The sequence below is a fragment of the Gloeobacter violaceus PCC 7421 genome, from assembly GCF_000011385.1.
Taxonomy (GTDB): Bacteria; Cyanobacteriota; Cyanobacteriia; order Gloeobacterales; family Gloeobacteraceae; genus Gloeobacter; species Gloeobacter violaceus.
This window is the reverse complement of sequence record NC_005125.1, coordinates 294,064-313,947: the sequence shown is the minus strand read 5'-3', so window position 1 is coordinate 313,947 and position 19,884 is coordinate 294,064. Positions and strand designations below refer to the sequence as shown.

The window sequence follows — 19,884 nt, the reverse complement described above, 5'->3', positions numbered from 1 at the left end:
CAGGGGCCTGCCCGTGTACCAGCCGAATCAGCCGGCAGACGTGATCTGGCCGCCCACCGATCTGTGGAGCGACGAGCCGCCGATGGAATCCGACTGGCACCGCAAACAGATGCAAGTGCTCATCGATTCGCTCGAAAGCCATTGGCACGACCGGCAGGACTTTTATTGTTCGGGCAATCTGACTATCTACTACAGCCTCACCCAGCGCAAATCCGAGGATTTTCGGGGGCCGGACTTTTTTGTGGTGCTGGGCTGTGAGCGGCGGGAGCGGCGCAGCTGGACAGTCTGGCAAGAAGGGGGCCGCCTGCCCAACGTGATTGCCGAGATCCTGTCGGACTCGACCGCAGATATCGATCGCGGGCTAAAAAAACAGATCTATCAGGATGTGCTGCGGGTGCCGGAATACTTCTGGTTCGACCCACAGCGTTTTGAGCTGTGCGGTTTTCATCTGCTCGAAGGCCGGTACGTGCCGCTGGAGGCGACCGAGGCGGGTTGGCTTTGGAGCGGGCAACTCGGATTGTTTTTTGGGGCACTCCAGGGCTGTCTGCGCCTGCTTACAGCCGCAGGGGCGGTGATCCCGACTCCGGCGGAGCGCGCCGAGGCGGCCCAGCAACGCGCCGAGCAAGCCGAGCAACGAGCGCAAGTAGAAAAGCAGCGGGCCGGGCAGGAGCGGCAGCGGGCCGAGCGGCTAGCGCAACGGCTGAGGGAGCAGGGCCTCGATCCCGATGCACCCTGACGACCAGCGGTGAACACTTAACACGCAAGCCTTGCGCCGGCCTTACGGTCTGGCGGTGTGCCAGACGCCACCGATGCCGTCACCGGTCGCATCCCCCGGCTTTTGATCTTTGACCCACCGGTAGAGGGGTTTGCCGTCGTAGGCCCACTGCCTGGAACCGTCGTCGCGCGTCACGACGGTGTATTTGCCGACCGATTTGGCATCGGCTTGCGCCGACAGCGGCGGCCAGTTCTGGGCGCATTTGTCGTTGCAGTTCGATTTGCCGGCGCCGTCGCGGTCGAAAACATAAAGTGTTTTCCCCTCGCTATCGGTCAAAACAGCCCCCCCGGCCGCCTGGATAGTCTTCACAGACGCCGGTTGCGCCGGTTCCGCCATCTGGGCCGATGCGCCGCCGGCCCAGACAGAGGCTATCAACAGTCCGCAAAGCATCCTACGCACTTTGAGCATGTCAGTTCTCCTGCAAATACGTTTGAATAAAGTCCTTGCACGATCGGGATCAAGCTCGATGCGGCCGAGTGCGATGAGTACAGACACACCATCCAGATCGAGCGCGCAGTTTAACCAAACCAATCATGCCTTGCAATTCGACCGACGGCTATCATCGCCGCCTCAGACAGTCGATATTGTTGCTGAGGACGGGTGCGCAGGGAGGTGACGCTTGCCCAGGCCAAGCCTACACCTCCACCGGCGAGCAGCCCCCCCAGAGAAAGCCTCGGCCATTCCCTGGGCCGCAGTCTAGGATAGCCCCTTGCAGAGCGTTTTCTTCTCGCGCCGCAATGCCCTGGGAGGGCAGCCATTCCTGGCAGCTATTGACTAGAGTTCGCAATAGCGGTAAGGTGTCCCCATCAGGTAGGGGTACCTGCGGTTGGCGAAAGGTGGCGTGTCGCTGCCCTTTGTTCTCCTTGTGATGTTCTGCAGTAAGTCTTGGAGCTCGCGATGGATAAGTCCGGCGGCCCGCTTTGTGGCGGGCGTTTCGCTCTGTTGAACTTGGCGTTGTTTGCTGCTTGCGGTTCTCAATTGACGGCTATGCCTGCTGATACCGGCAACGGTACTGATGCTGCCGTTGCCCACAAATCGGATCTGGCGGGGGTACACACCGAAGTGCGCTGGCTGGCCCAGCAGGCTCCGAGTGCGCCGGTGTCAGCCGAGCCTTCCGGTTCGAGCGAGGCGCCGAACGCAGCCTCGACGGTCGGACAGAGCCCGGCAAATAATGGCGAAGTGGGCGATTTGCTCGACGAGACGGTGGTCACCGCCACCCGCACCCGCGAGCGCGTCCAGGACGTGCCGCGCACGGTGACGGTGGTCAGCCGCCGGCAAGTCGAGCAGCAGTCGCTGCTGACTACCAATCTCGGGGATATTTTGGGATTCACCGTACCGGGCTACAGTGCGCCCTCCGACGGCCCCGCCCGGGGCACTTACCGGGGCCGCGACGTACAGACGCTCATCGACGGCATTCCCCAAACGGGCAACTACGCCTACAGCAACCAGTTGCGCTTCATCGTGCCGGTGTCGATCGAACAGATCGAGGCGGTGGGCGGTCCCTCGGCCCTCTACGGTGACGGAGCCACCGGCGGTACGATCAACATCCTGACGCGCAGGGGCACCGAGACTCCCCAGGCCAAGACCCGCATCGGCTTCAACCTGGGCCTCAGCAACCTGAGCGGCGGTCCCGGTTACCTGTTCGAGCAGTTTGCCTCGGGCAAAGCGGGGGCTTTCGACTACGCAATTACCGCCAGCTACACCGGGTTGGGCAGCGTCTACGACGCGCGGGGCGCTCAGATTCCCAACGAATGGTTCGGGACCCTGGGCAACACCAACACCTACAACCTCTACGGCAAGTTTGGCCTCGATCTGGGGGCGGACCAGCGGCTGCAGTTCACCGCCGGGTATGCCAACGATCTGACCGACCCTAACAGCATCAGCGATCCGGCCGTCACCACCAGCGGCGGCTTGCAGTTTGCCGGCGCCAAAAATGGCCGAATCCAAATCCAAAACAGCCCCTACAGCCCACAACCCACCAAGCGCAATTTGCAGTTGGCCCTGGAGTACAACCACAACAAGTTTCTGGGGGGAAGCAAGCTGCTTGCCCAAGCCTCCCACCGCAACTCTTTTGAGCTGACGACCGTGAACGATAGCCGCTTTACCGCCGACGGCAGCGGCGGTCCGTTCGATTCGATCAACCGCGGTGTGTGGGGCGAGTACATCACCACCGCCCGGGTGCAGGTGGAAACGCCTTTTTCCGACAACTTCAAGCTGCTGTGGGGCAGCGATTTCAAGAACGACCCGGTCGAAGCCTGGCAGCTGGAGACGTTCGATCCCAAAATTTATGACGAAAGCGGCGGCTTTATCCAGCGCCGGTCGGGAAATTTCCTCTTCAACCCGGCCTATACCCTCACCAACATCGCGGGCTTTTTGCAGGCCAACTGGAACATCAGCGATCAATGGATCATCAATGGCGGCCTGCGCTACGAAAACGTCAGCTTTAGCGTTGGTGACTTCGTCGCCTCCAATACGGGCCAATCGGTTACGGGAGGAAGCCTCAACTTCAACTCCACCGTCTTCAACCTTGGAGTTGTCTACAAACCAAGCAACGAGATCAGCTTGTTTGCCAACTTCGGCCAGGGCTTTTCGCTGCCCGTCTTCGCCAACCCCCTCACCAATGCCTCGTCGGGTTTTGCGGTTTCCAATTCGCTCACTGCGCTCCAGCCGAAGCTGGTCGACAGCTACGAGCTCGGAGTGCGCGGCCGCTGGCGATCGATCCAGTCGTCGCTTTCGGCCTACTACACGTTTTCGTCCCTCGATGTCGGCTTTGTGCAGGTAAGCCCCACCCAATTTCAGAGCGTGCGCTCGCCCCAGCGCACCTATGGGCTGGAGGCGACCCTCTACGCCCAGCCTGGCCCCGGTTGGACCCTGGGCACGACCGCCGCCTGGGTGCAGGGCGAGCAAGATCCGTTCAACACCGGCGACTACTACCCTTTGAATTCCTACAGCGTCAACCCGCTCAAGGCGACCTTCTACCTCGAGAATCAGACGGCGCCGGGCTGGCGCAACCGTCTGCAGGTGCTCTTCTCCGGCTACCGCGACGTGGCTTACAACGCCATTCTGCCCACGGGCTTTCGTGTCGAGCAGGCGCCCGTGGGCAGCTACGCGACGGTCGACTACCTCAGCAGCATCCAGATGGGGGCCGGGACGCTCGAAGTCGGTGTACGCAACCTGCTCAACAACCAGTACTCGCCGGTCTACTCCCAGTACCTGTCCGGATTTAACGACCGCAACAACTTTGCCGCCCGAGGCGCCACGCTCAATGTCGCCTATAACTTTGGGTGGTAGTGCCCTATCGGCGCGGCCAGAGGTAGATCCCGCCGGAGATAAGGGTCAGAGCCACCGCTGCCCAAAAGAGCACCTCGCCCCCCGGCCACAGCATGATCAAAAAGATCACCGCCAGGATCTGCACGACGGTCTTGGCCTTGCCCCAGTTGTTGGCACCGCTGATTTTGCTCTGGCCCACCCGCCAGCCCGCCACCGCCAACTCCCGCGCCAGGATCAAAAACACCCCCCAACCGGGCAGTTGGCCCAATTCCACCAGCATCAGCATCGGAGCCAGCACCAGCAGCTTGTCCACCAGCGGGTCGAGAAATTTGCCCAGCTCAGTCACCTGACCCAACCGGCGGGCCAGATAGCCGTCGAGCCAGTCGGTGGCAGCCGCCAAGGCAAAGATCACTGCCGCGGCGATGCGTTGCCCCGGCCCCGGCACGGGTGCCAAAATCACCAACAAAGCCGGAACGGCCAAAAGGCGGCTGAAGGTGATCCAGTTGGGCAGATTCACAGGCGCATGGGATGGCGACGCGTTCCTGTTCAGGATAGTCTGGGCGCAACAGCGGCGGTACATCTGCGGGCCGGATCCTATGAATCAGTCGTTCCTGCAAAGCGAAACCTTTAAGAAAATTCAAAGCCAGCTGACCAGCCCGACCCTGAGCAAACTGCAACGCCAGTTTTCAGGCCCGCAGTACAAGGGCGTCGGGCGGGTCGTGCTCGTCTTCGCGGGTCTGACGCTGCTGACGCTGTGGGTAATCCAGCCGCCCGCTTCCACTACGGCGAGCACTCCCCAAGCCGAACCGGCCCGCACCCCGCCCACGAGCGTGCGCCCGAGCGCGAGCCTGCGCCGGTCGCGGCCCGAAATTGCCGACAGCTCCGAAGAAGCGAGCACTCCCGCCCCTACCCGGGCGCGCACCATCGGCAGCGAGAGCGCCGAACGCCCCGAGCCTTCCGCCCCGCCCGCACCCGCTCCCATCCCGCAGAGCGCTCCGGCGGCACCCGTCGCCGCCGCCCCGCCCGCGCTGGTGCCGCCCCAGGCCCCCCCTACCCAAGCGCCCCCACCCGCTCCGCCCCAACTGGTGAGCATCGCCACCGGCGGCGAGTCGCGCTTTGCCGTTTTGCGCTACGACAACCGCACCCAGACGGTGGCTGCCAGCGACCGCATCGGTCCCTGGCAGGTGAGCCAGATCCGACCCGAGCAGGTGATTCTCAAACAGGGCAGTAAGCAACTGATTTTGTCCTTCTCGCGCACGGGCAATCTGCCCCCGCCGCCACCGGCCAATGCCTCGGGCTCCGAATCGGGCTCCAGCGGACGCCGCCCGCTCACCCCCGGGGCATTCCCCCCCGGCGCCAACACCCCGACCCCTTCTCCTCCCGAAGAAGAAGTGCAGCAGCAGGTCATTCCGCCTCAGCCGGCTCCGGAACCCGGCAACCCCGAGCAGCCGCAGCAACAACCCGGCCAGCAACCCGGCCAGCAACCGCAGGAACAGGAAACCGACGCGGTCCGGCCCGACAGCAACCGCTAAGGCTCCGTGTCCCCGATACACTTTGGGCGCCTCGGCCTGCACGATCCGCCCCGAGCATGGATTTTGTTTGCGTGGGCGCACACTTTGGAGCATGAACCGCTCTAAGATTATCCATATTGCGCCGCAGGGAACCTTTGTGACCACCGTTCTTTCCAAAGCCGTTCTGGTTGCCCGCCGCCAGGAGTTTCGCCGCCGCCGCTGGCTGTGGCGCTTGCTCGGGCTGTGGCGGGTGCTGCTGGCCGCCGGTCTGGCCGCCGGTCTGGTGTGGCTTGCCCGCGAGCCTTTTTGGCAGATTCGTTCTGCCGGGGCGGTGCGGATTGTCGGCTACGAGCGGTTGCAGCTCGATCAACTCCAGCGGGTTCTCAAACTCGATTACCCCCAACCGATTCTGTCGGTCCGCCCCGAACAACTTCAGCAACGCTTGCTGGAAGCTCTACCCCTCGAGGCGGTTCGCGTCGAGCGCCAGCTGCTGCCCCCTTCGCTGAGCATCGAGGTGCAGGAGCGCGAACCGGTGGCCTCTGCACCCCTACCGAATCGACCGGGGATCATCGACCGTAGCGGCGTGTGGATCGATTCGCATCAGTACCGCGACTTTCGCCCTCCCCAATTGACTGTATGGGGTTACTCCGCCGAGAAGGCATCTGTTTGGAAAGAACTCTACCCACAAGTTGCTCGCTCGCCCCTGGTCATTCGGGTAATCGATCTGCGCAACCCGGCGGATGTGATCTTGCGAAGCGAGTTGGGCGAAGTACATCTTGGCGCCTTCGGCCCTCAATTTTCGACACAATTGCGCCGACTCGATCAGATGCGCGAGGCGCTCAAGCGCTACCCGCCCGGCGAAGTTACCTTTATCGACCTGCGCAGTTCGCAGTCGCCGGTGTTGCGTTTGCGCAACCCGATACCTTAAGGAAAGCACTACCCTTTTTGCTACGGGCAGTCTAGTATAGGGCCAATTCATTCGTCCGCCACTACCTGCAGGACAGCAAAGCATGGGTATATTCGACAGCAATCCCGACGAAAAAATTCAGGCCGCTGCCTACTTCCAATCAAAAAGTCATGTAAGATTAAACGAAACTTCCGCGGGTTCTTACCGGGCGATGGCTCCTCAACCAGGCATGGGCATGCGTATAGATGAGATCGTTCCTAGCAGCGTCGCATTAATCAAAGTCGTCGGTGTCGGTGGCGGCGGCGGCAACGCGGTCAACCGCATGATCGCAAGCAACGTCGTCGGCGTCGAATTCTGGGCGATTAACACCGACGCCCAGTCGCTCACCCAGTCGAGCGCTCCCCAGCGGCTGCAGATAGGCCAGAAACTCACCCGCGGCCTCGGAGCCGGGGGCAACCCGTCCATCGGCCAGAAGGCGGCCGAGGAGTCGCGTGAGGAGATCATGACGGCCCTCGAAGGGGCCGATCTGGTGTTCATCACGGCGGGCATGGGCGGCGGCACCGGCACCGGGGCGGCGGCGATCGTCGCCGAGGCGGCCAAAGAAGTGGGTGCACTGACCGTGGCGGTGGTCACCCGGCCCTTTACCTTTGAAGGGCGTCGCCGCATGCAGCAGGCCGATTCGGGCATCGAGGCGCTGCAGGGCCGAGTCGACACGCTGATTGTGATCCCCAACGACAAATTGCTCTCGGTGATCTCCGAGCAGACGCCCGTGCAGGAGGCGTTTCGGATCGCCGACGACATCCTGCGCCAGGGTGTGCAGGGCATCTCCGACATTATTACTATCCCGGGGCTCATCAACGTCGATTTTGCCGACGTGCGCGCGATCATGGCCGACGCCGGTTCCGCCCTGATGGGGATCGGTATGGGTTCGGGCAAGTCCCGCGCCCGCGAGGCGGCGATGACGGCGATCTCTTCGCCTTTGCTCGAATCGTCCATCGAAGGGGCAAACGGCGTGGTGCTCAACGTCACCGGCGGCCACGATCTGACCTTGCACGAGGTCAACGAAGCGGCGGCGGTCATTTACGAAGTGGTCGATCCGAACGCCAACATCATCTTCGGTGCGGTGATCGACGAGAAGCTTCAGGGCGAACTGCGCATCACCGTGATTGCCACCGGCTTCAACGGCATCGCCCCAGCGGTCAAGGCGGGCAAAGCGCGCCTGTCTGAATCATCGGCCGAGGGTTTGACCGGCAAGGCGCCGTCGAACAACGGCCCGAACCCCGCTTCACCCAATCGGGGCACTGCGGGCGAAGACGTGCTGGATATTCCCGAATTTTTGCGCCGCCGCCGGCCGTTGGTCTAGTTCGCCCCTTCCAGTGCGACCCGACCGGCCCCGGTGCCGGAGAATTGTCATGTGCGAGTGATGGGAGGAAGGGTGTAGATGCGCATCACGGTACTGTCGGGAAGCGATTCGCCCGAGCGGGAGGTGTCGCTGGTGAGCGGCCGGGCCGTGCAAGCGGCTCTCGAAACGTTGGGCCATGAAGTGACCATGGTCGATCCCGGCCCGGATCTGCCGGTGCGCCTATTGGAAAACCCGCCCGATTTTGTCTGGATTGCGCTGCACGGCGACAAAGGCGAAAACGGCAAATTGCAGGGGTTGCTCGACTGGCTGGGCTTGCCCTACAACGGTTCGGGGGTAACGGCGAGTGCCATTGCCATGGACAAAGTCGTCTCCAAGCGGTTGTTCGTCGCCGAGGGCATCCCCACCCCCGCCTACCGGGTGGCCGAAGCGGTGCCGCAGGTGAGCGAGTGTCAGGCGTGGTTGGCGGCTTTGGGATCGCCGGTGGTGGTCAAACCCGCGGACGGCGGTTCGACGGTTGGGGTGACGATCGCCCGTGAGGCCGGGCACCTCCCTGAGGCGGTGCGTCTGGCCCTGCAGTATTCGCCCCAGGTGCTCATCGAGCAGTATATTCCAGGGCAGGAAATCACCGTGGCACTACTTGACGGGTTGGTGCTGCCTGCGATCGAAATCGTTCCGCAGGGGCGCGATTTTTATGACTACGAGGCGAAGTACGCCCCGGGCGGCTCGCGCCATCTGATTCCCCCCAATCTCGCAGCCGATGTGCTCAAGGCGAGCGTCGATGCCGCCTACCGCGCCTGCCGGGCGGTGGGCAGCACAGGCCTGGTGCGCGCCGATGTGCGCGTCGATCCTGAAGGGCGGCCGTGGGTGCTCGAAGTCAATACCCTGCCGGGCATGACCGCCACCTCTTTGGCGCCTGAGGCAGCCCAGGCGGCGGGCATCGATTTTGAGCAGTTGATTCAGCGGATTATCGACCGTTCGCTGGATTGAGCGGATGGGACCTTGGCTTTCCATCACTTTGCTGCGTCCGGAAGCTTACGCCTGGGGTCTCTGTAGGCGCAACCGCAAGAACATCGTTCCCGCAACGGGGGTTGCATAGTAAGCTTCCATAGGCTCGAAGCCCGCAGCGCGATACATCGCTTGCGCGGTGACCATCGCGGGCAGCGTATCAAGACGCATCTCGCGATAGCCCTTCTTGCTCGCCTCGCCGATCACGGCGAGCATCAGTGCCTTGCCGATGCCGCGTCCCCGGCCTTCTGAAGCGACGTAAAGCCGCTTCATCTCGCAAACTCCCTCGATCGACAGCGGTCGCAATGCAACGCATCCCAGGGGACTGTTGCTCTCGTCGCGTGCAAGAAGCAGTGCGCCCGCCGGCGGTGCATACTTGCCTGGCAGGCCGGCGAGTTCAGACTCGAAATCCTGATAGCTCAGATCGAGCCCGAGCGACGTGGAGTAGGCTTGAAATAAGCCGGTGATGATCGCGAGATCGTCCGTGCTGCTGGCGGGCCTGATCGATATCATTGTCGAACTTCTATCGAGTTGCGTCGGAACCTTTGAAATTCCTGCAATGTCAAATCCGTTTGAACCGTCAGGCCGGGCATTGGGAAAAATGAACTGGCACCTAACACCTCAAACAAACATGACAGTGCGGATTCGATATAAGGCATCCCTCAGATTAGAGCAGGTTACAGAGTAGATTGAGACCATATTGCTTCAGGAAAACGGCTTGATTTTCCGAGAAGCTGTGTGATCATCTCTGTGCGGGATGTCACCTCAAGCTTTCGGTACATGCGCTTCAAAGCTTGCTTGACGGAATTTTCGGTAATCCACAGTTCAGTGCCGATTTCTGCGTTCGTTCGGCCCAGTGCCACCAGTCCGGCAATCTGCAGCTCACGGGGTGTCAGGCGATGGGCGGCAAGCGTTTGGAACTGGGGCTTTGGGGAGGCGCGGGCAGTTGTCGTCCACACCGACAGATGTAAACAAATGGCGCTCAGGTCGGTCAGATTTTGGTGGTCAAAGGCGGGCATGGATCTTGCGCGGGTGCAGCCCACCGCGCCCACCAGCTGGTTACGATCGAGAACGGGTCCTGCCATCACATGCCAGTGGTCGGGGCGGGGGCAAACGAGGGCCCACGCCCTGGGCGACGTCACCAATCCTTCGTGCACCGGAGTGTGGCGCTCGGCAATGTAGCGCGCTATGGGGTTGCGCTCGATAGATAGGGCAACGTTTAAAACAGGGCGAAGTTTTCGGTCGCTCAGAAGCCGATCGAACAAAAAGATTCCCGACCGCTGGGCTGCAAAGTAAGCACCGATTTTTGGAGCGAGGTGGGATTGGAGGTTTTCTTCACCTTCTATCTGGTGAATTTCTTCGAACAATTGCTGCAGAGAAATCATCACCGTGCCTCAAAGAGTACCCGAACGGGGACTGGCTTCGGGGGATTGCCGTTTCTAGTATAAGGATGAATTGCACCGCAAACACCCACAGGATTGATTTATGAGCGACTTGCAAAAATACATCGTTGGTCTGGTGATGTATCCCGGTATGACAGCCCTTGACATTGTCGGACCCCAGACCGTTTTGGGTGCGCTTCCGAATATGCGACTCCACCGAATCTGGAAAACGCTGGACCCGATCAGCACCGACGATGGGATGGTGATTGTGCCGGACACCACCTTTGAAAATTGCCCGCCCCTGGATGTAGTTTGTGTCGGCGGCGGTCTTGGACAGAGGGCGGTAGTAGACGATCCGCAGGTGCTGGAATTTCTGCGCAGGCAAGGCAGTGGAGCAAAATTTGTCACCTCGGTGTGCGGCGGGTCGGAATTTCTGGCGAAGGCGGGACTGCTGCAGGGCTACCGATCAGCCACCCACTGGACAGCGCGTAAACAGCTGGCAGAACTGGGCGTTGAAGTCGCAGCGGAGCGGGTTGTCATCGACCGCAACCGCATGAGTGGCGGGGGAGTGACTGCAGGTATCGATTTTGGTTTGGTGCTTGCGGCAGCGCTCTGCGGCGAGCAAACGGCCAAGATTGTTCAATTGTTGTTGGAGTACGATCCGGCTCCTCCATTCGATGCCGGTTCGCCGGAAAAAGCGGGACTGGATTTGGTGAATCAGGCGTTATTGTACGCCGAAGGCACACTGAATTTAAAAGTGAATTAAACACACGATAGCCTCAGGTGACAGGCGGTCCGAAGAATTGTTTTTGATTTGAACTGACACCTGACACCTGGTGTTGCACGAGGATCTGTAGGCGGAATGAGTTTACGCTTACAGGGGCACTTGTTCGCTTGCGCAGGAATTGATGCGAGTAGATTTATTACAAGAGATACCGGGCAAGCTTTTCAAACATGCGCGTCTACTACCACGGAATTGGCTTGCGGTCGCGGAAGAAGCCGCCGGTAGGACCGTTGTCGGGCAGTGTCGCAAGCCAGACAACTGTGTCGGCTCCCTGCTCGGGGGTGCGCGCAGCGCCGGGGCCACCCATGTCGGTCTTCACCCAACCCGGGCAGAGGGCGTTGACCAGTATTTTCGTATCCGCCAGTTCGTTGGCCAGAATGCGCGTCACGGCATTGAGGGCCGTCTTCGAGACGCGGTAGGCAGGATAGCCGCTGCCCATGTCGGCAAGTTGCCCGGCGCCGGAAGAGACGTTCACCACCCGGCCACGGCCCTGCATCAAAGGCACCAGGGCGTGGGCAACCAGAACCGGGCCGAGGGTGTTCGTCTCGAAGGTGGTGCGCAGCATGTCCAGGTCAGCATCGAGCAGCCGGGCGGCATCGGCGCCGCCGTCCTGGAGAATGCCGGCGTTGTTGACCAGAATGTCGAGGCGGCCAAAGCGCTCGCGCACGAAACCGGCCAGCGCTTCGGCACTCGCCGGGTCGGTAACGTCGAGCGGGTGAAAAAGTACATCCAGACCTTCCGATTGCAACTTTTCAGCGGCGGTTTTTCCCTGTTCCGGGTCGCGGCTGGTGAGGATCACCCGGTGGCCGAAGTTGGCGAGTTGACGGCTCACCTCGAAGCCGATACCGCGATTGCCCCCGGTCACGACCGCCAGTTTCTTGTCCATGAATGTTCCTCCGAATGTAGCGCCCATCCCATTTTGAACACCGGATCCTTACCGCTTCGCATCCCCCCCGGGTGGATATGGCGAAAAAATGGAGGCGCTATGGTATGTAGAGGCTTTGGGAATACAGGGTGAATTTACGGCTGCCGCTGCTGGCGATGCACATTCCGGATGGGTTTTTGAGCCTGCCCGTCTGCCTGGCCATGGGTCTGGTGTCTCTGGTGATCTTGGGCATCGCCCTGCGCCAGGTCGAGCGCCAGTTCGCCGACCGGCTGGTGCCTTTGATGGGCGTGAGCGCCGCCTTTATCTTCGCGGCCCAGATGATCAATTTTCCGGTGCTCGGGGGCACCAGCGGTCACCTGTTGGGCGGCACGCTGGCCGGGGTGCTGCTCGGTCCCTGGGCCGGTACGCTCGCGGTGATGGTCGTCTTCGGAGTGCAGGCGCTGCTGTTTCAAGATGGCGGCATCGTCGCCTTGGGCGCCAATCTATTCAACATGGGCTTCGTGGGAACGTTTTTGGGCTACTACCTTTACCGGGGTCTGCGCACGCTGCTTGGAGGAACAAGCTGGCTGGCCACAGCCACCGGCACGGCCGTGGCCAGTTGGGTGAGCGTGGTGACGGCCTCGGCCCTGGTGGCTGTGCAGCTGGCCCTCTCCGGCACCGTGAACCTAGCTGTTGTGCTGCCCACGATGGTCGGGGTGCACGCGCTGATCGGCATCGGCGAAGCCATCCTCACCGTCGGCGTCGTGAGCTTCCTGTGGCGCACGCGGCCCGATTTAATCTTCGAGCCCCCCGCGCCCCCACTCCTCGAAGCGGTTCAACCCGTCAAGGAATCGATCCGTGGGCGCTAGGAGCCGCTGGGTGTTGGCCGGTCTGGGATTGGCTTTGCTGGTGGCCATCGTTTCGCCCCTTGCGAGTCCCGACCCGGACGGGCTGGAGCGGGTGGCGACCGATCAGGGCTTTGCCCACCGGGAAGCGCCTTCTTGGGCTGAGAAGTTACCCTTCGCCGAGTGGTTCGCCGGTTACGAACTGCGCGGCCTTTCCGATCCGGCCGCCGCCAAAATCGCCGCCGGAATCGCAGGCACCCTCGCGGTCTTCGGCCTCGCCTGGGGAGCGGGGGCGGTGCTCGCGCGCGCGCGGGGAGCAAAACGCCCGTGATCTTGCTGCACGTACCGACCTTCAGCCTCGCCGCCTACGCCCAGGGCGACAGCTTCTGGCACCGACTGCAGCCGCGGGTGCGTCTGGCCGTGGCACTGCTGTTGGTCCTCGGGGCGGTGCTGTTGCCGGAGGGAGCCTGGAACTATTGGGGCCTCTACGCCGCGGTGCTCGCCATCCTCATGCTCCTAAGCCAGGTCTCGCCCGTCGCTTTGCTGCGCAGGCTCGCCGTCGAACTGGTGTTTGTGGGCGTGCTGTTGCTCACGATTTTGCTCTCCGGGCGAGGGACACCGCTTTGGACCTGGGGGCCGCTGGTGATTGCGGACGGCTCGCTGCTCACCTTTGCCAGCGTACTGGTGCGCTCGGCCCTCTCGCTGTGGGTGCTCAACCTGCTCACCCTCACCACCGCGGCCCCTTCGCTGCTGCAGGCGCTCGCCGGTTTCGGCTGTCCGGCGCTACTGGTAAGGGTGCTCGAATCGATGCTGCGCTACGTGGCGGTGCTGGTCGACGAACTCGGTTCGATGCAGCGTGCCGCCCAGGCCCGCTCGGGGGCGCGGGCGCTGTTGCGCTGGAATATTCTGGGCAATTTGCTGGGAGCACTGTTCTTGCGCACCTACGGGCGCGGCGAGCGCACCTATCTGGCGATGCAGGCGCGCGGATTTACGGGCCGCTTCCCGGAGGCGGACGCCCGCCCCTGGCGGCCGGACGAACGGCTCGTGACCGCCGCCGCCGCCCTGTTTGCCGTCTCGACGCTGACCCTTGCCTGGTGGCGGCTATGATCGAGCCGCTGGTGGTCGAAGAGCTGCACTACAGCTATCCCGACGGCACCGCCGCCCTGCGGGGAATAACCCTGGCGCTGGGTACGGGCGAGAACGTCGCCCTAGTCGGCCCGAACGGCTCCGGCAAATCGACGCTGCTATTGCACCTGAACGGATTGCTCTTGCCTGGCCGGGGCCGCATCGAGGTGGGGGGCAAGCCGCTCAGCGCTTCCACCCTCGAATTTGCCCGTCGCTTCGTAGGCCTACTTTTCCAGAACCCCGAAGATCAGCTATTTATGCCCACCGTCGGCGAGGATGTCGCCTTCGGTCCCCAAAATCTGGGCCGCAAAGGTGAGAAGTTGCGCGAGTGCGTGCGCACAGCGCTCGAACGGGTGGGTCTGGAGCCCGCCCGCTTCCTGGAGCGACAGAGTTACAACCTGTCGATCGGCGAGAAGAAGCGGGTGGCCCTAGCCGGTGTGCTTGCCATGGAGCCGGAGGTGCTGGTCCTCGATGAACCCTCGGCGGGTCTCGACCCGCGCAGCCGCCGCCGCCTGATTCGTTTGCTCACCGAGTTGCCCCAGACCAAGCTCGTCGCCACCCACGACCTCGACATGGCCCTGGAGACTTGTACCCGCACAATCATCATCGATCGGGGCCAGGTGGTGGCCGACGGGCCGAGCGATCAGATCCTCGCCGACCGGGTGCTGCTTGAGACCCACGGCCTGGAATTGCCCCTTTCGCTGGGGCGTTAGCAAAGGCGTTAGCAAAATGGTACGCCCGGCGTGAAGGACCAGGACCACCCCATCAGACGGTCGTGATCTCCTTTTCTTTGGCCTCGAACAGTTTTTCGATCTGCTGGATAGACTTATCAGTGAGCTTCTGGACTTCGTCTTGCAACCGCCTGGCTTCGTCTTCGGAGACTTTGGCGTCTTTTTCTTCTTTGCGCACTTCGTCGATGGCGTGGCGGCGGATGTTGCGCACCGCCACCCGGCCTTCCTCCGCCAGGTTGCGCAACACCTTGACCAGGTCTTTGCGCCGCTCGGCCGTCAGCGGCGGAATGTTGAGGCGGATGGTCTTGCCGTCGTTGCTGGGGGGAAGCCCCAGGTCCGATTCGAGAATCGTCTTTTCAATAAGCCGGAGCGAACTCGGGTCGTAGGGTTGGATGAGCACCGTCGAAGCGTCCGGAGTGGTGATCGTGGCCAGGGTCTTCAGCGGCGTCGGTTGTCCGTAGTATTCGACGTTGATGCGGTCGAGAAGGGAGGTGGACGCACGGCCGGTGCGGATGGTGGCAAAGTTGCCCGCCGTCGCCTCGATCGCCTTGCGCATGTCCTGTTCAGTCTTCGAAACGTTCACCGCAACCTCCATTCATGGGAGCACCAATCACCCATGATCGCCGATGAACGCTCCGTTCCGCTACTACCTCCGGACTTCAGGCGCCCCCTTGCGCGCCGTCACACAATAAAACGGATCGCGCTGTTGGGAGAAAAAGAACGTCAGCCCCGTGGGCAGCTTCCGGTGCACCCGCAGATCGGTATAACCCCCGGCGGCAAGCAGATATTGCTGGACCAGATCGACGCGCTCCTCCTCTTCGCTGTTTTGCCAGCGGTGCACCGCCTTGGTCGGGAACATGCGGTTGGAGAAGCTGATAATCACCACACCGCCCGGTTTGAGCACCCGGTTGACCTCCGCCAGCACTATCGGCGCGTCTACCAAATACTGAATAGAGACGGTGTTGAGCGCCGCATCGAAGGTGCTGTCCGCCAGAGGCAGTTTCGGGTTCTGGTTGAGGTTTTGCACAAAAAATTCGTCCAGGCGCGGGTTGGCCGCCAGTTCGACGCTGTTCATGCCGTGACCGACGACCTTAGCCGTCTTCAGCTCCTCGGGCAGGTGGGAGACCCAACTGCTCATCGTGTCCAGAATCGTGGCGTTCTCGGGCAGGTACTGCCGGAAGACTTCCTGCAGGTTGGCGATAAAACTGAGGTCGATGTGCTGCACCAGCCGCGGCTGCTGGTAGAAAAGCCCGTCGTCGCCTTCGTCGGGGCGGCTCGCTATCGGCAATGTCATCATCGGCTCGTCTGGATACACAACTTCATATTTCCATGGTGCCCCAGCTTCGGCGCGCGGGCTCGTCCTCCGGGGCTGTGTTAGCTTGAACAGTGTGCGGGCGGACGGTGCGGGGCCATGAACGATAATCTTCGCATTTTCTATTTGATCGGTCTGGCGGCGCTGCTGGGCTGGTTGGCATGGCAGGTCTTCCGGCAGGTGCGTCGCAATGTCGGGGTCGAAGGGGTGATCAACAAACTCCAGCCCAAGGTCAAAGGCGGCCAGGCGAGCGCCCAGGATTATTACGAGCTGGGCTGCGCCTATCTTGAGAAGCGGCTATATATGGACGCCACCGAGAACTTTAAAAAAGCCCTCCAGGCCGAGCCCGAGTTCGCTGAGGCCCACAACAACCTCGGCTTTTGCCACTTCCAGCAGCGCCAATACGACCTGGCCATCCGCGAGTACAAAGACGCCGTCCGCTTCAAACCCGATTACGTCTCCGCCCTCAACAACCTGGGCCACGCCCTGGAGATGAAGGGCCAGGCCCTCCAGGCCCTCGAAGCCTACGATCAGGTGCTCACCCTCCAGCCCGCCAACGCCACCGCCGAGCGGCGGGCGCGGGCTTTGCGCAAACGCGTTCCCTCCACCGCCGATGGATAACGACGCAGAGTACTACGTGCTGCTGCGCACCGGCCAGGAGGAGCAGTTCCTCACCGAAGTCGAACTGCAGGCCGTTCTCGCCGATGCCGTTCGGCGGGCGGAGGGTCTCGAAGGCGAAGCCCTGGCCCACCAGGTCAAATTTTTGCTCGACACCGCCTGCGACTACCCGACGCTGCCCGGCGAGTACCTGCAGTGGTACAGCGTGCGTCTCGAAAAAAAATGAGCGCGGCCCCCCGCATCCTGGCAGTCTTTGCCGCCTTCGCCCTGGTCGCTTGGCTGGTGGTGCGCTGCACCGATGAGCAGCCACCGAACAGCGTTCCGATTTGTATCGACAACCCGCGCATCGACCCCGACAACGACAAAAACGGGCCGCGCGCCTCCGAAAGCGCCGGCGACGCCACCCCCTACGCGGGCACCCCGGGCGCGGCGGTGGGCAAAGTCTGCCGGTGAGCTCCAGGCGGTACAATTTGTTGCGGATACTGTTGGTACGGGTACTGGATATCGGATGCCGCCGACGCTGAGAGCCTTCTGGAAATTCACCCGCCCGCACACCATCTACGGCACCGCCGCGAGCCTGGTCGGCATTTTCCTCATCGCCTCGGCAAGTCTGGGCGCCATCACCGCGGAAGGGCTCGCGGCGCTGCTTGTCGCCCAGGTGAGCTGTCTGTGCGCCAACGTCTACATCGTCGGCCTCAACCAACTCACCGACATCAAAATCGATCGCATCAACAAGCCCTACCTGCCCATCGCGAGCGGCGAGATTTCGCCGCGCACCGGGACGGCGCTGGTGGGGATATTGGGGGTGGCGGCCCTGGTGATCGCGCTCCAGAATCTGTACCTGTTTGCCACCGTGGCGGCGAGCGTGCTCATCGGCACCGCCTACTCCCTGCCGCCCCTGCGCCTGAAGCGCTTTGCGCTGTTCGCCTCGCTGTGCATCTTCACCGTGCGCGGTCTCATCGTCAATCTGGGACTGTGGGGCTATTTTCTGGATGGGGCCGGCCAACCGGTGCAATTCGGCCCGGCGATTTTGTGCCTGAGCCTGTTTGTCACCCTGTTTACTTTTGTGATCGCCATCTTTAAAGATATTCCCGACATGGAGGGCGACCGGCGCTTTGCCATCACCACTTTTTCACTGCGCCTGGGCAAGCGTTTTGTCTTCGATCTGTCCTGCTGGTTGCTGGCGGCAACTTACCTGCTGGTGAGCGCCCTGAGCACCCTGTTTCTCTCGCCTGCCGGAATCACCTTTTTGCTCGTCTTTCATACCGCGATGCTGGCGGTATTTTTCTACCGCCGCGGTCAGGTGGATCTCAAAGACAACGCCGAGATTACCGATTTCTATCAATTCATCTGGAAGCTTTATTACGTGGAATATCTGGTTTATCCGCTCACCTGGTGGCTGTGAGGCCGGGGCCGCCGTTTTTACCCTGACGCCTGCTCTCATGGACAGCAGGTAGGCGCACGGTGAAGGTGCTGCCGTGCTCGGGAACGCTCCGGGCGTCGAGAGTACCGCCGTGGGCCTGGGCGATACCGTGGGCGATGGCCAGACCCAGACCGCTGCCGCCCTGGCGGTGACGCGAGCGGTCCGCCCGCCAGAAGCGGTCGAAGACGTGGGGCAGGTCGGCCGGGACGATGCCGACGCCGGTGTCGCTTACTTGTACCAGGATTTCCCTGGGTTCGCGGCTGAGCCGGATCGCGATGCTTCCGCCCTCGGGAGTGAACTTGACCGCGTTTTCGATCAAATTGGCAAGCAGGCAGCGCAGTTGGACCGCCTTGCCCGACACCTGCCAGGAAGCGGGCGACGCTTCGATCGCAAGATCCAGTTGCAAATCGCGCTCGCAGGTGCGCGGGCGGTACTCCGCCGCCAGTTCCCGCACCAGATGCGCCAGGTCGACCGGCTCGGGAGCTGCGATCCCCTCGCCGGTACGCGCGAGCATCAGCAACTCCTGCACGAGGGTGAGCAGTTGCCGGGCGGCATCCTCGATGCGCAAAAACTTTTGCCGGTCGCCGGGGCGCATCTGCTCGGGATACTTGATGGCGACCGCACAGTTACTCTGGATGGCCATCAGGGGATTGCGCAACTCGTGGCTGGCGTCGGCGGCGAACTGTTCCAGTCTGCGCAGGGTGTCCTCCACCGGTCGGATCACCAAGCCCGTGAGCCACCAGCCGCCCGCAGCGCTCACCAGCAAGACCGCCGGGATGCCCGCCGCCAACCCCCAAAGCAGCTGCCCGAAGGGACCTTCCACCGTTTCAAAAGAGCGGGTAACCCGCAGGTAACCCGCGAGGGTGCCGCCGGGGGCGCGCACCGGCTCCACCCAGGCGCGCAGCGGACCGGGCAAACTCTCGAAGCGACCGGTCGCCGGCCGCTCGGCAAGCTGCGCAGCGATCCCCGGCAGTGCGCCCACCTCGCGCAGCAGGCGGCCCTCCGGGTCGAACCATTGCACCTCGGTGTCGGTGGGCAGCGGTTGGGAAGAGGCCTGGGGGGCGGAGCGAAAGTCGAACTCGCCCTCCTCGATGTCGATGGTGTTGAGGGCGGCGTGGGCGAAGGCGGCCAGTTGCTGATCGAAGCGTTGCACAAGTGCCAGGCGAAAAAAGCCCCCCACCCCCGCGCAGAAGAGCAGTAAGATTGCCGCAAGCACCCCCAGAAAACCGGCCAGCAGCTGCAAGCGTGTGCGGGTAAACAGCGACGGCTCAATCATTCGTGTTCCATTGCGCAGCGATTGAAGCAGTAGCCGAAGCCGTGCACCGTCTTCAGCAAGTCCTGCGGGGCTCCGGCTTCTTGCAATTTGCGCCGCAGACGCAACACTAGGGCTTTGACGGCGTCGTCCCCCCCGGCATGGGCGGGTTCCCACAGCCGGTCCAGGAGCATCTCGCGGCTGAAGATCTGGCCGGGGTGGCGCAGCAGGCATTCGAGCAACCGGTACTCCTTGGGGGTCAGGTGCACAGGCAAGCCGCCGTAGGTGGCCTGCAACATCAGCGGATCGAGGCTCAAGGGTCCGGCTTTGAGCACCGGCCCCCGGGTCGGGCCGCTGCGCCTGAGCAGGGCCCGCACCCTGGCCCCCAGCTCCTCCAGGCTGAAGGGTTTGACCAGATAATCGTCTGCACCGCTGTCGAGCCCGGCCACCCGGTCCGTGGTGCGATCGAGGGCGGTGAGCATCAAGATGGGCTGCTCGTAACCCGCCTCGCGCAACCGCCGGCACAGGGCGAAGCCGTCGATTTCCGGCAGCATCACATCGAGAAGGAGCACGTCGTAGTGGTAACTGGTGGCGTAGTGCCAGGCGGCTTTGCCGTCCGCCGCCACATCCACCAGGTAGTGCTGGTGGGTGAGATCTTCAGCAAGCGGGATCGCGATGCGCTCGTCGTCCTCGGCGAGCAAGATCCGGACCATGGC

General features: G+C 62.5%; 24 protein-coding genes. 15 read left to right on the top strand and 9 right to left on the bottom strand.

Features of this window, described 5'->3' with window-relative positions:
* Positions 1 to 13: 13 nt before the first annotated feature.
* A complete protein-coding gene (locus tag GLL_RS01620; protein WP_011140308.1) occupies positions 14 to 736 on the top strand; it encodes a Uma2 family endonuclease in 723 nt (240 codons plus the stop codon).
* Positions 737 to 778: 42 nt separating this feature from the next.
* Here the strand turns inward: GLL_RS01620 and GLL_RS01615 are convergent, their stop codons facing one another.
* On the bottom strand, positions 779 to 1,183 hold the full coding sequence (locus GLL_RS01615; RefSeq protein WP_164928488.1) for a COG4315 family predicted lipoprotein: 405 nt from the start codon (positions 1,181 to 1,183) through the stop codon (positions 779 to 781).
* A 579-nt stretch (positions 1,184 to 1,762) separates the two neighbouring features.
* Between GLL_RS01615 and GLL_RS01610 the strand changes: the two genes are divergently transcribed.
* Entirely contained in the window at positions 1,763 to 4,066 is a 2,304-nt protein-coding gene (locus GLL_RS01610; RefSeq protein WP_164928487.1) for a TonB-dependent receptor, read from the top strand.
* Between the two features lie 4 nt (positions 4,067 to 4,070).
* Here the strand turns inward: GLL_RS01610 and pgsA are convergent, their stop codons facing one another.
* Positions 4,071 to 4,562: a CDP-diacylglycerol--glycerol-3-phosphate 3-phosphatidyltransferase gene (gene pgsA, locus GLL_RS01605; protein ID WP_011140305.1), complete on the bottom strand. Its 492-nt coding sequence runs from the start codon at positions 4,560 to 4,562 to the stop codon at positions 4,071 to 4,073.
* A gap of 79 nt (positions 4,563 to 4,641) precedes the next feature.
* On the opposite strand from pgsA, the gene GLL_RS01600 reads away from it, so the two are divergent.
* From GLL_RS01600 to GLL_RS01585, 4 genes are all read left to right on the top strand, one after another.
* On the top strand, positions 4,642 to 5,577 hold the full coding sequence (locus GLL_RS01600) for a hypothetical protein (protein ID WP_164928486.1): 936 nt from the start codon (positions 4,642 to 4,644) through the stop codon (positions 5,575 to 5,577).
* A gap of 136 nt (positions 5,578 to 5,713) precedes the next feature.
* Entirely contained in the window at positions 5,714 to 6,484 is a 771-nt protein-coding gene (locus GLL_RS01595) for a cell division protein FtsQ/DivIB (protein WP_164928485.1), read from the top strand.
* Positions 6,485 to 6,674: 190 nt separating this feature from the next.
* Positions 6,675 to 7,826 (top strand): cell division protein FtsZ, encoded by a 1,152-nt coding sequence (gene ftsZ / locus GLL_RS01590; protein ID WP_231848325.1) that lies wholly within the window; start codon positions 6,675 to 6,677, stop codon positions 7,824 to 7,826.
* Positions 7,827 to 7,904: 78 nt separating this feature from the next.
* On the top strand, positions 7,905 to 8,813 hold the full coding sequence (locus GLL_RS01585; protein ID WP_011140301.1) for a D-alanine--D-alanine ligase: 909 nt from the start codon (positions 7,905 to 7,907) through the stop codon (positions 8,811 to 8,813).
* A 45-nt stretch (positions 8,814 to 8,858) separates the two neighbouring features.
* On the opposite strand, the gene GLL_RS01580 is transcribed toward GLL_RS01585, so the two are convergent.
* Positions 8,859 to 9,344 (bottom strand): GNAT family N-acetyltransferase, encoded by a 486-nt coding sequence (locus tag GLL_RS01580; RefSeq protein WP_011140300.1) that lies wholly within the window; start codon positions 9,342 to 9,344, stop codon positions 8,859 to 8,861.
* A 164-nt stretch (positions 9,345 to 9,508) separates the two neighbouring features.
* The gene (locus GLL_RS01575; protein WP_011140299.1) at positions 9,509 to 10,219 is read right to left on the bottom strand and encodes a helix-turn-helix transcriptional regulator; all 711 of its coding nucleotides are present in this window, start codon (positions 10,217 to 10,219) and stop codon (positions 9,509 to 9,511) included.
* A gap of 97 nt (positions 10,220 to 10,316) precedes the next feature.
* Between GLL_RS01575 and GLL_RS01570 the strand changes: the two genes are divergently transcribed.
* On the top strand, positions 10,317 to 10,979 hold the full coding sequence (locus GLL_RS01570) for a DJ-1/PfpI family protein (RefSeq protein WP_011140298.1): 663 nt from the start codon (positions 10,317 to 10,319) through the stop codon (positions 10,977 to 10,979).
* 199 nt (positions 10,980 to 11,178) lie between these two features.
* Here GLL_RS01570 and GLL_RS01565 read toward each other — a convergent pair whose 3' ends face one another.
* On the bottom strand, positions 11,179 to 11,883 hold the full coding sequence (locus GLL_RS01565; protein WP_164928484.1) for an SDR family oxidoreductase: 705 nt from the start codon (positions 11,881 to 11,883) through the stop codon (positions 11,179 to 11,181).
* A gap of 155 nt (positions 11,884 to 12,038) precedes the next feature.
* On the opposite strand from GLL_RS01565, the gene GLL_RS01560 reads away from it, so the two are divergent.
* Genes GLL_RS01560 through GLL_RS01545 form a run of 4 tightly spaced genes read left to right on the top strand, consistent with a single transcriptional unit; the run spans position 12,039 to position 14,545 of the window.
* A complete protein-coding gene (locus tag GLL_RS01560; protein ID WP_011140296.1) occupies positions 12,039 to 12,731 on the top strand; it encodes an energy-coupling factor ABC transporter permease in 693 nt (230 codons plus the stop codon).
* Entirely contained in the window at positions 12,721 to 13,038 is a 318-nt protein-coding gene (locus tag GLL_RS01555; RefSeq protein WP_011140295.1) for a PDGLE domain-containing protein, read from the top strand. The genes GLL_RS01560 and GLL_RS01555 overlap by 11 nt, the downstream gene beginning before the upstream one ends.
* The gene (gene cbiQ, locus GLL_RS01550) at positions 13,035 to 13,814 is read left to right on the top strand and encodes a cobalt ECF transporter T component CbiQ (protein ID WP_011140294.1); all 780 of its coding nucleotides are present in this window, start codon (positions 13,035 to 13,037) and stop codon (positions 13,812 to 13,814) included. Before GLL_RS01555 ends, cbiQ begins: the two co-directional genes overlap by 4 nt.
* Positions 13,811 to 14,545 carry an energy-coupling factor ABC transporter ATP-binding protein gene (locus GLL_RS01545; protein ID WP_011140293.1) on the top strand — a complete coding sequence of 245 codons (735 nt, stop codon included), beginning with the start codon at positions 13,811 to 13,813 and terminating at the stop codon, positions 14,543 to 14,545. Before cbiQ ends, GLL_RS01545 begins: the two co-directional genes overlap by 4 nt.
* 52 nt (positions 14,546 to 14,597) lie before the next feature.
* Here GLL_RS01545 and frr read toward each other — a convergent pair whose 3' ends face one another.
* Positions 14,598 to 15,119: a ribosome recycling factor gene (gene frr, locus GLL_RS01540; protein WP_407920008.1), complete on the bottom strand. Its 522-nt coding sequence runs from the start codon at positions 15,117 to 15,119 to the stop codon at positions 14,598 to 14,600.
* A 90-nt stretch (positions 15,120 to 15,209) separates the two neighbouring features.
* Positions 15,210 to 15,860, bottom strand: a complete 651-nt coding sequence (locus tag GLL_RS01535; protein WP_164928483.1) for a class I SAM-dependent methyltransferase — start codon at positions 15,858 to 15,860, stop codon at positions 15,210 to 15,212.
* Positions 15,861 to 15,974: 114 nt separating this feature from the next.
* On the opposite strand from GLL_RS01535, the gene GLL_RS01530 reads away from it, so the two are divergent.
* Genes GLL_RS01530 through GLL_RS01515 form a run of 4 tightly spaced genes read left to right on the top strand, consistent with a single transcriptional unit; the run spans position 15,975 to position 17,898 of the window.
* Complete coding sequence (locus tag GLL_RS01530) at positions 15,975 to 16,496, top strand: tetratricopeptide repeat protein (protein ID WP_011140290.1); 522 nt, start codon at positions 15,975 to 15,977, stop codon at positions 16,494 to 16,496.
* A complete protein-coding gene (locus GLL_RS01525) occupies positions 16,489 to 16,719 on the top strand; it encodes a chlororespiratory reduction protein 7 (RefSeq protein WP_011140289.1) in 231 nt (76 codons plus the stop codon). The genes GLL_RS01530 and GLL_RS01525 overlap by 8 nt, the downstream gene beginning before the upstream one ends.
* Complete coding sequence (locus GLL_RS01520; RefSeq protein WP_164928403.1) at positions 16,716 to 16,946, top strand: hypothetical protein; 231 nt, start codon at positions 16,716 to 16,718, stop codon at positions 16,944 to 16,946. Before GLL_RS01525 ends, GLL_RS01520 begins: the two co-directional genes overlap by 4 nt.
* Before the next feature lie 55 nt (positions 16,947 to 17,001).
* On the top strand, positions 17,002 to 17,898 hold the full coding sequence (locus tag GLL_RS01515; protein ID WP_011140287.1) for a homogentisate phytyltransferase: 897 nt from the start codon (positions 17,002 to 17,004) through the stop codon (positions 17,896 to 17,898).
* Here the strand turns inward: GLL_RS01515 and GLL_RS01510 are convergent.
* Positions 17,882 to 19,192 (bottom strand): sensor histidine kinase, encoded by a 1,311-nt coding sequence (locus GLL_RS01510; protein WP_011140286.1) that lies wholly within the window; start codon positions 19,190 to 19,192, stop codon positions 17,882 to 17,884. The genes GLL_RS01515 and GLL_RS01510 overlap by 17 nt on opposite strands.
* Complete coding sequence (locus GLL_RS01505) at positions 19,189 to 19,881, bottom strand: response regulator transcription factor (protein ID WP_011140285.1); 693 nt, start codon at positions 19,879 to 19,881, stop codon at positions 19,189 to 19,191. Before GLL_RS01505 ends, GLL_RS01510 begins: the two co-directional genes overlap by 4 nt.
* Between the last annotated feature and the right edge of the window lie 3 nt (positions 19,882 to 19,884).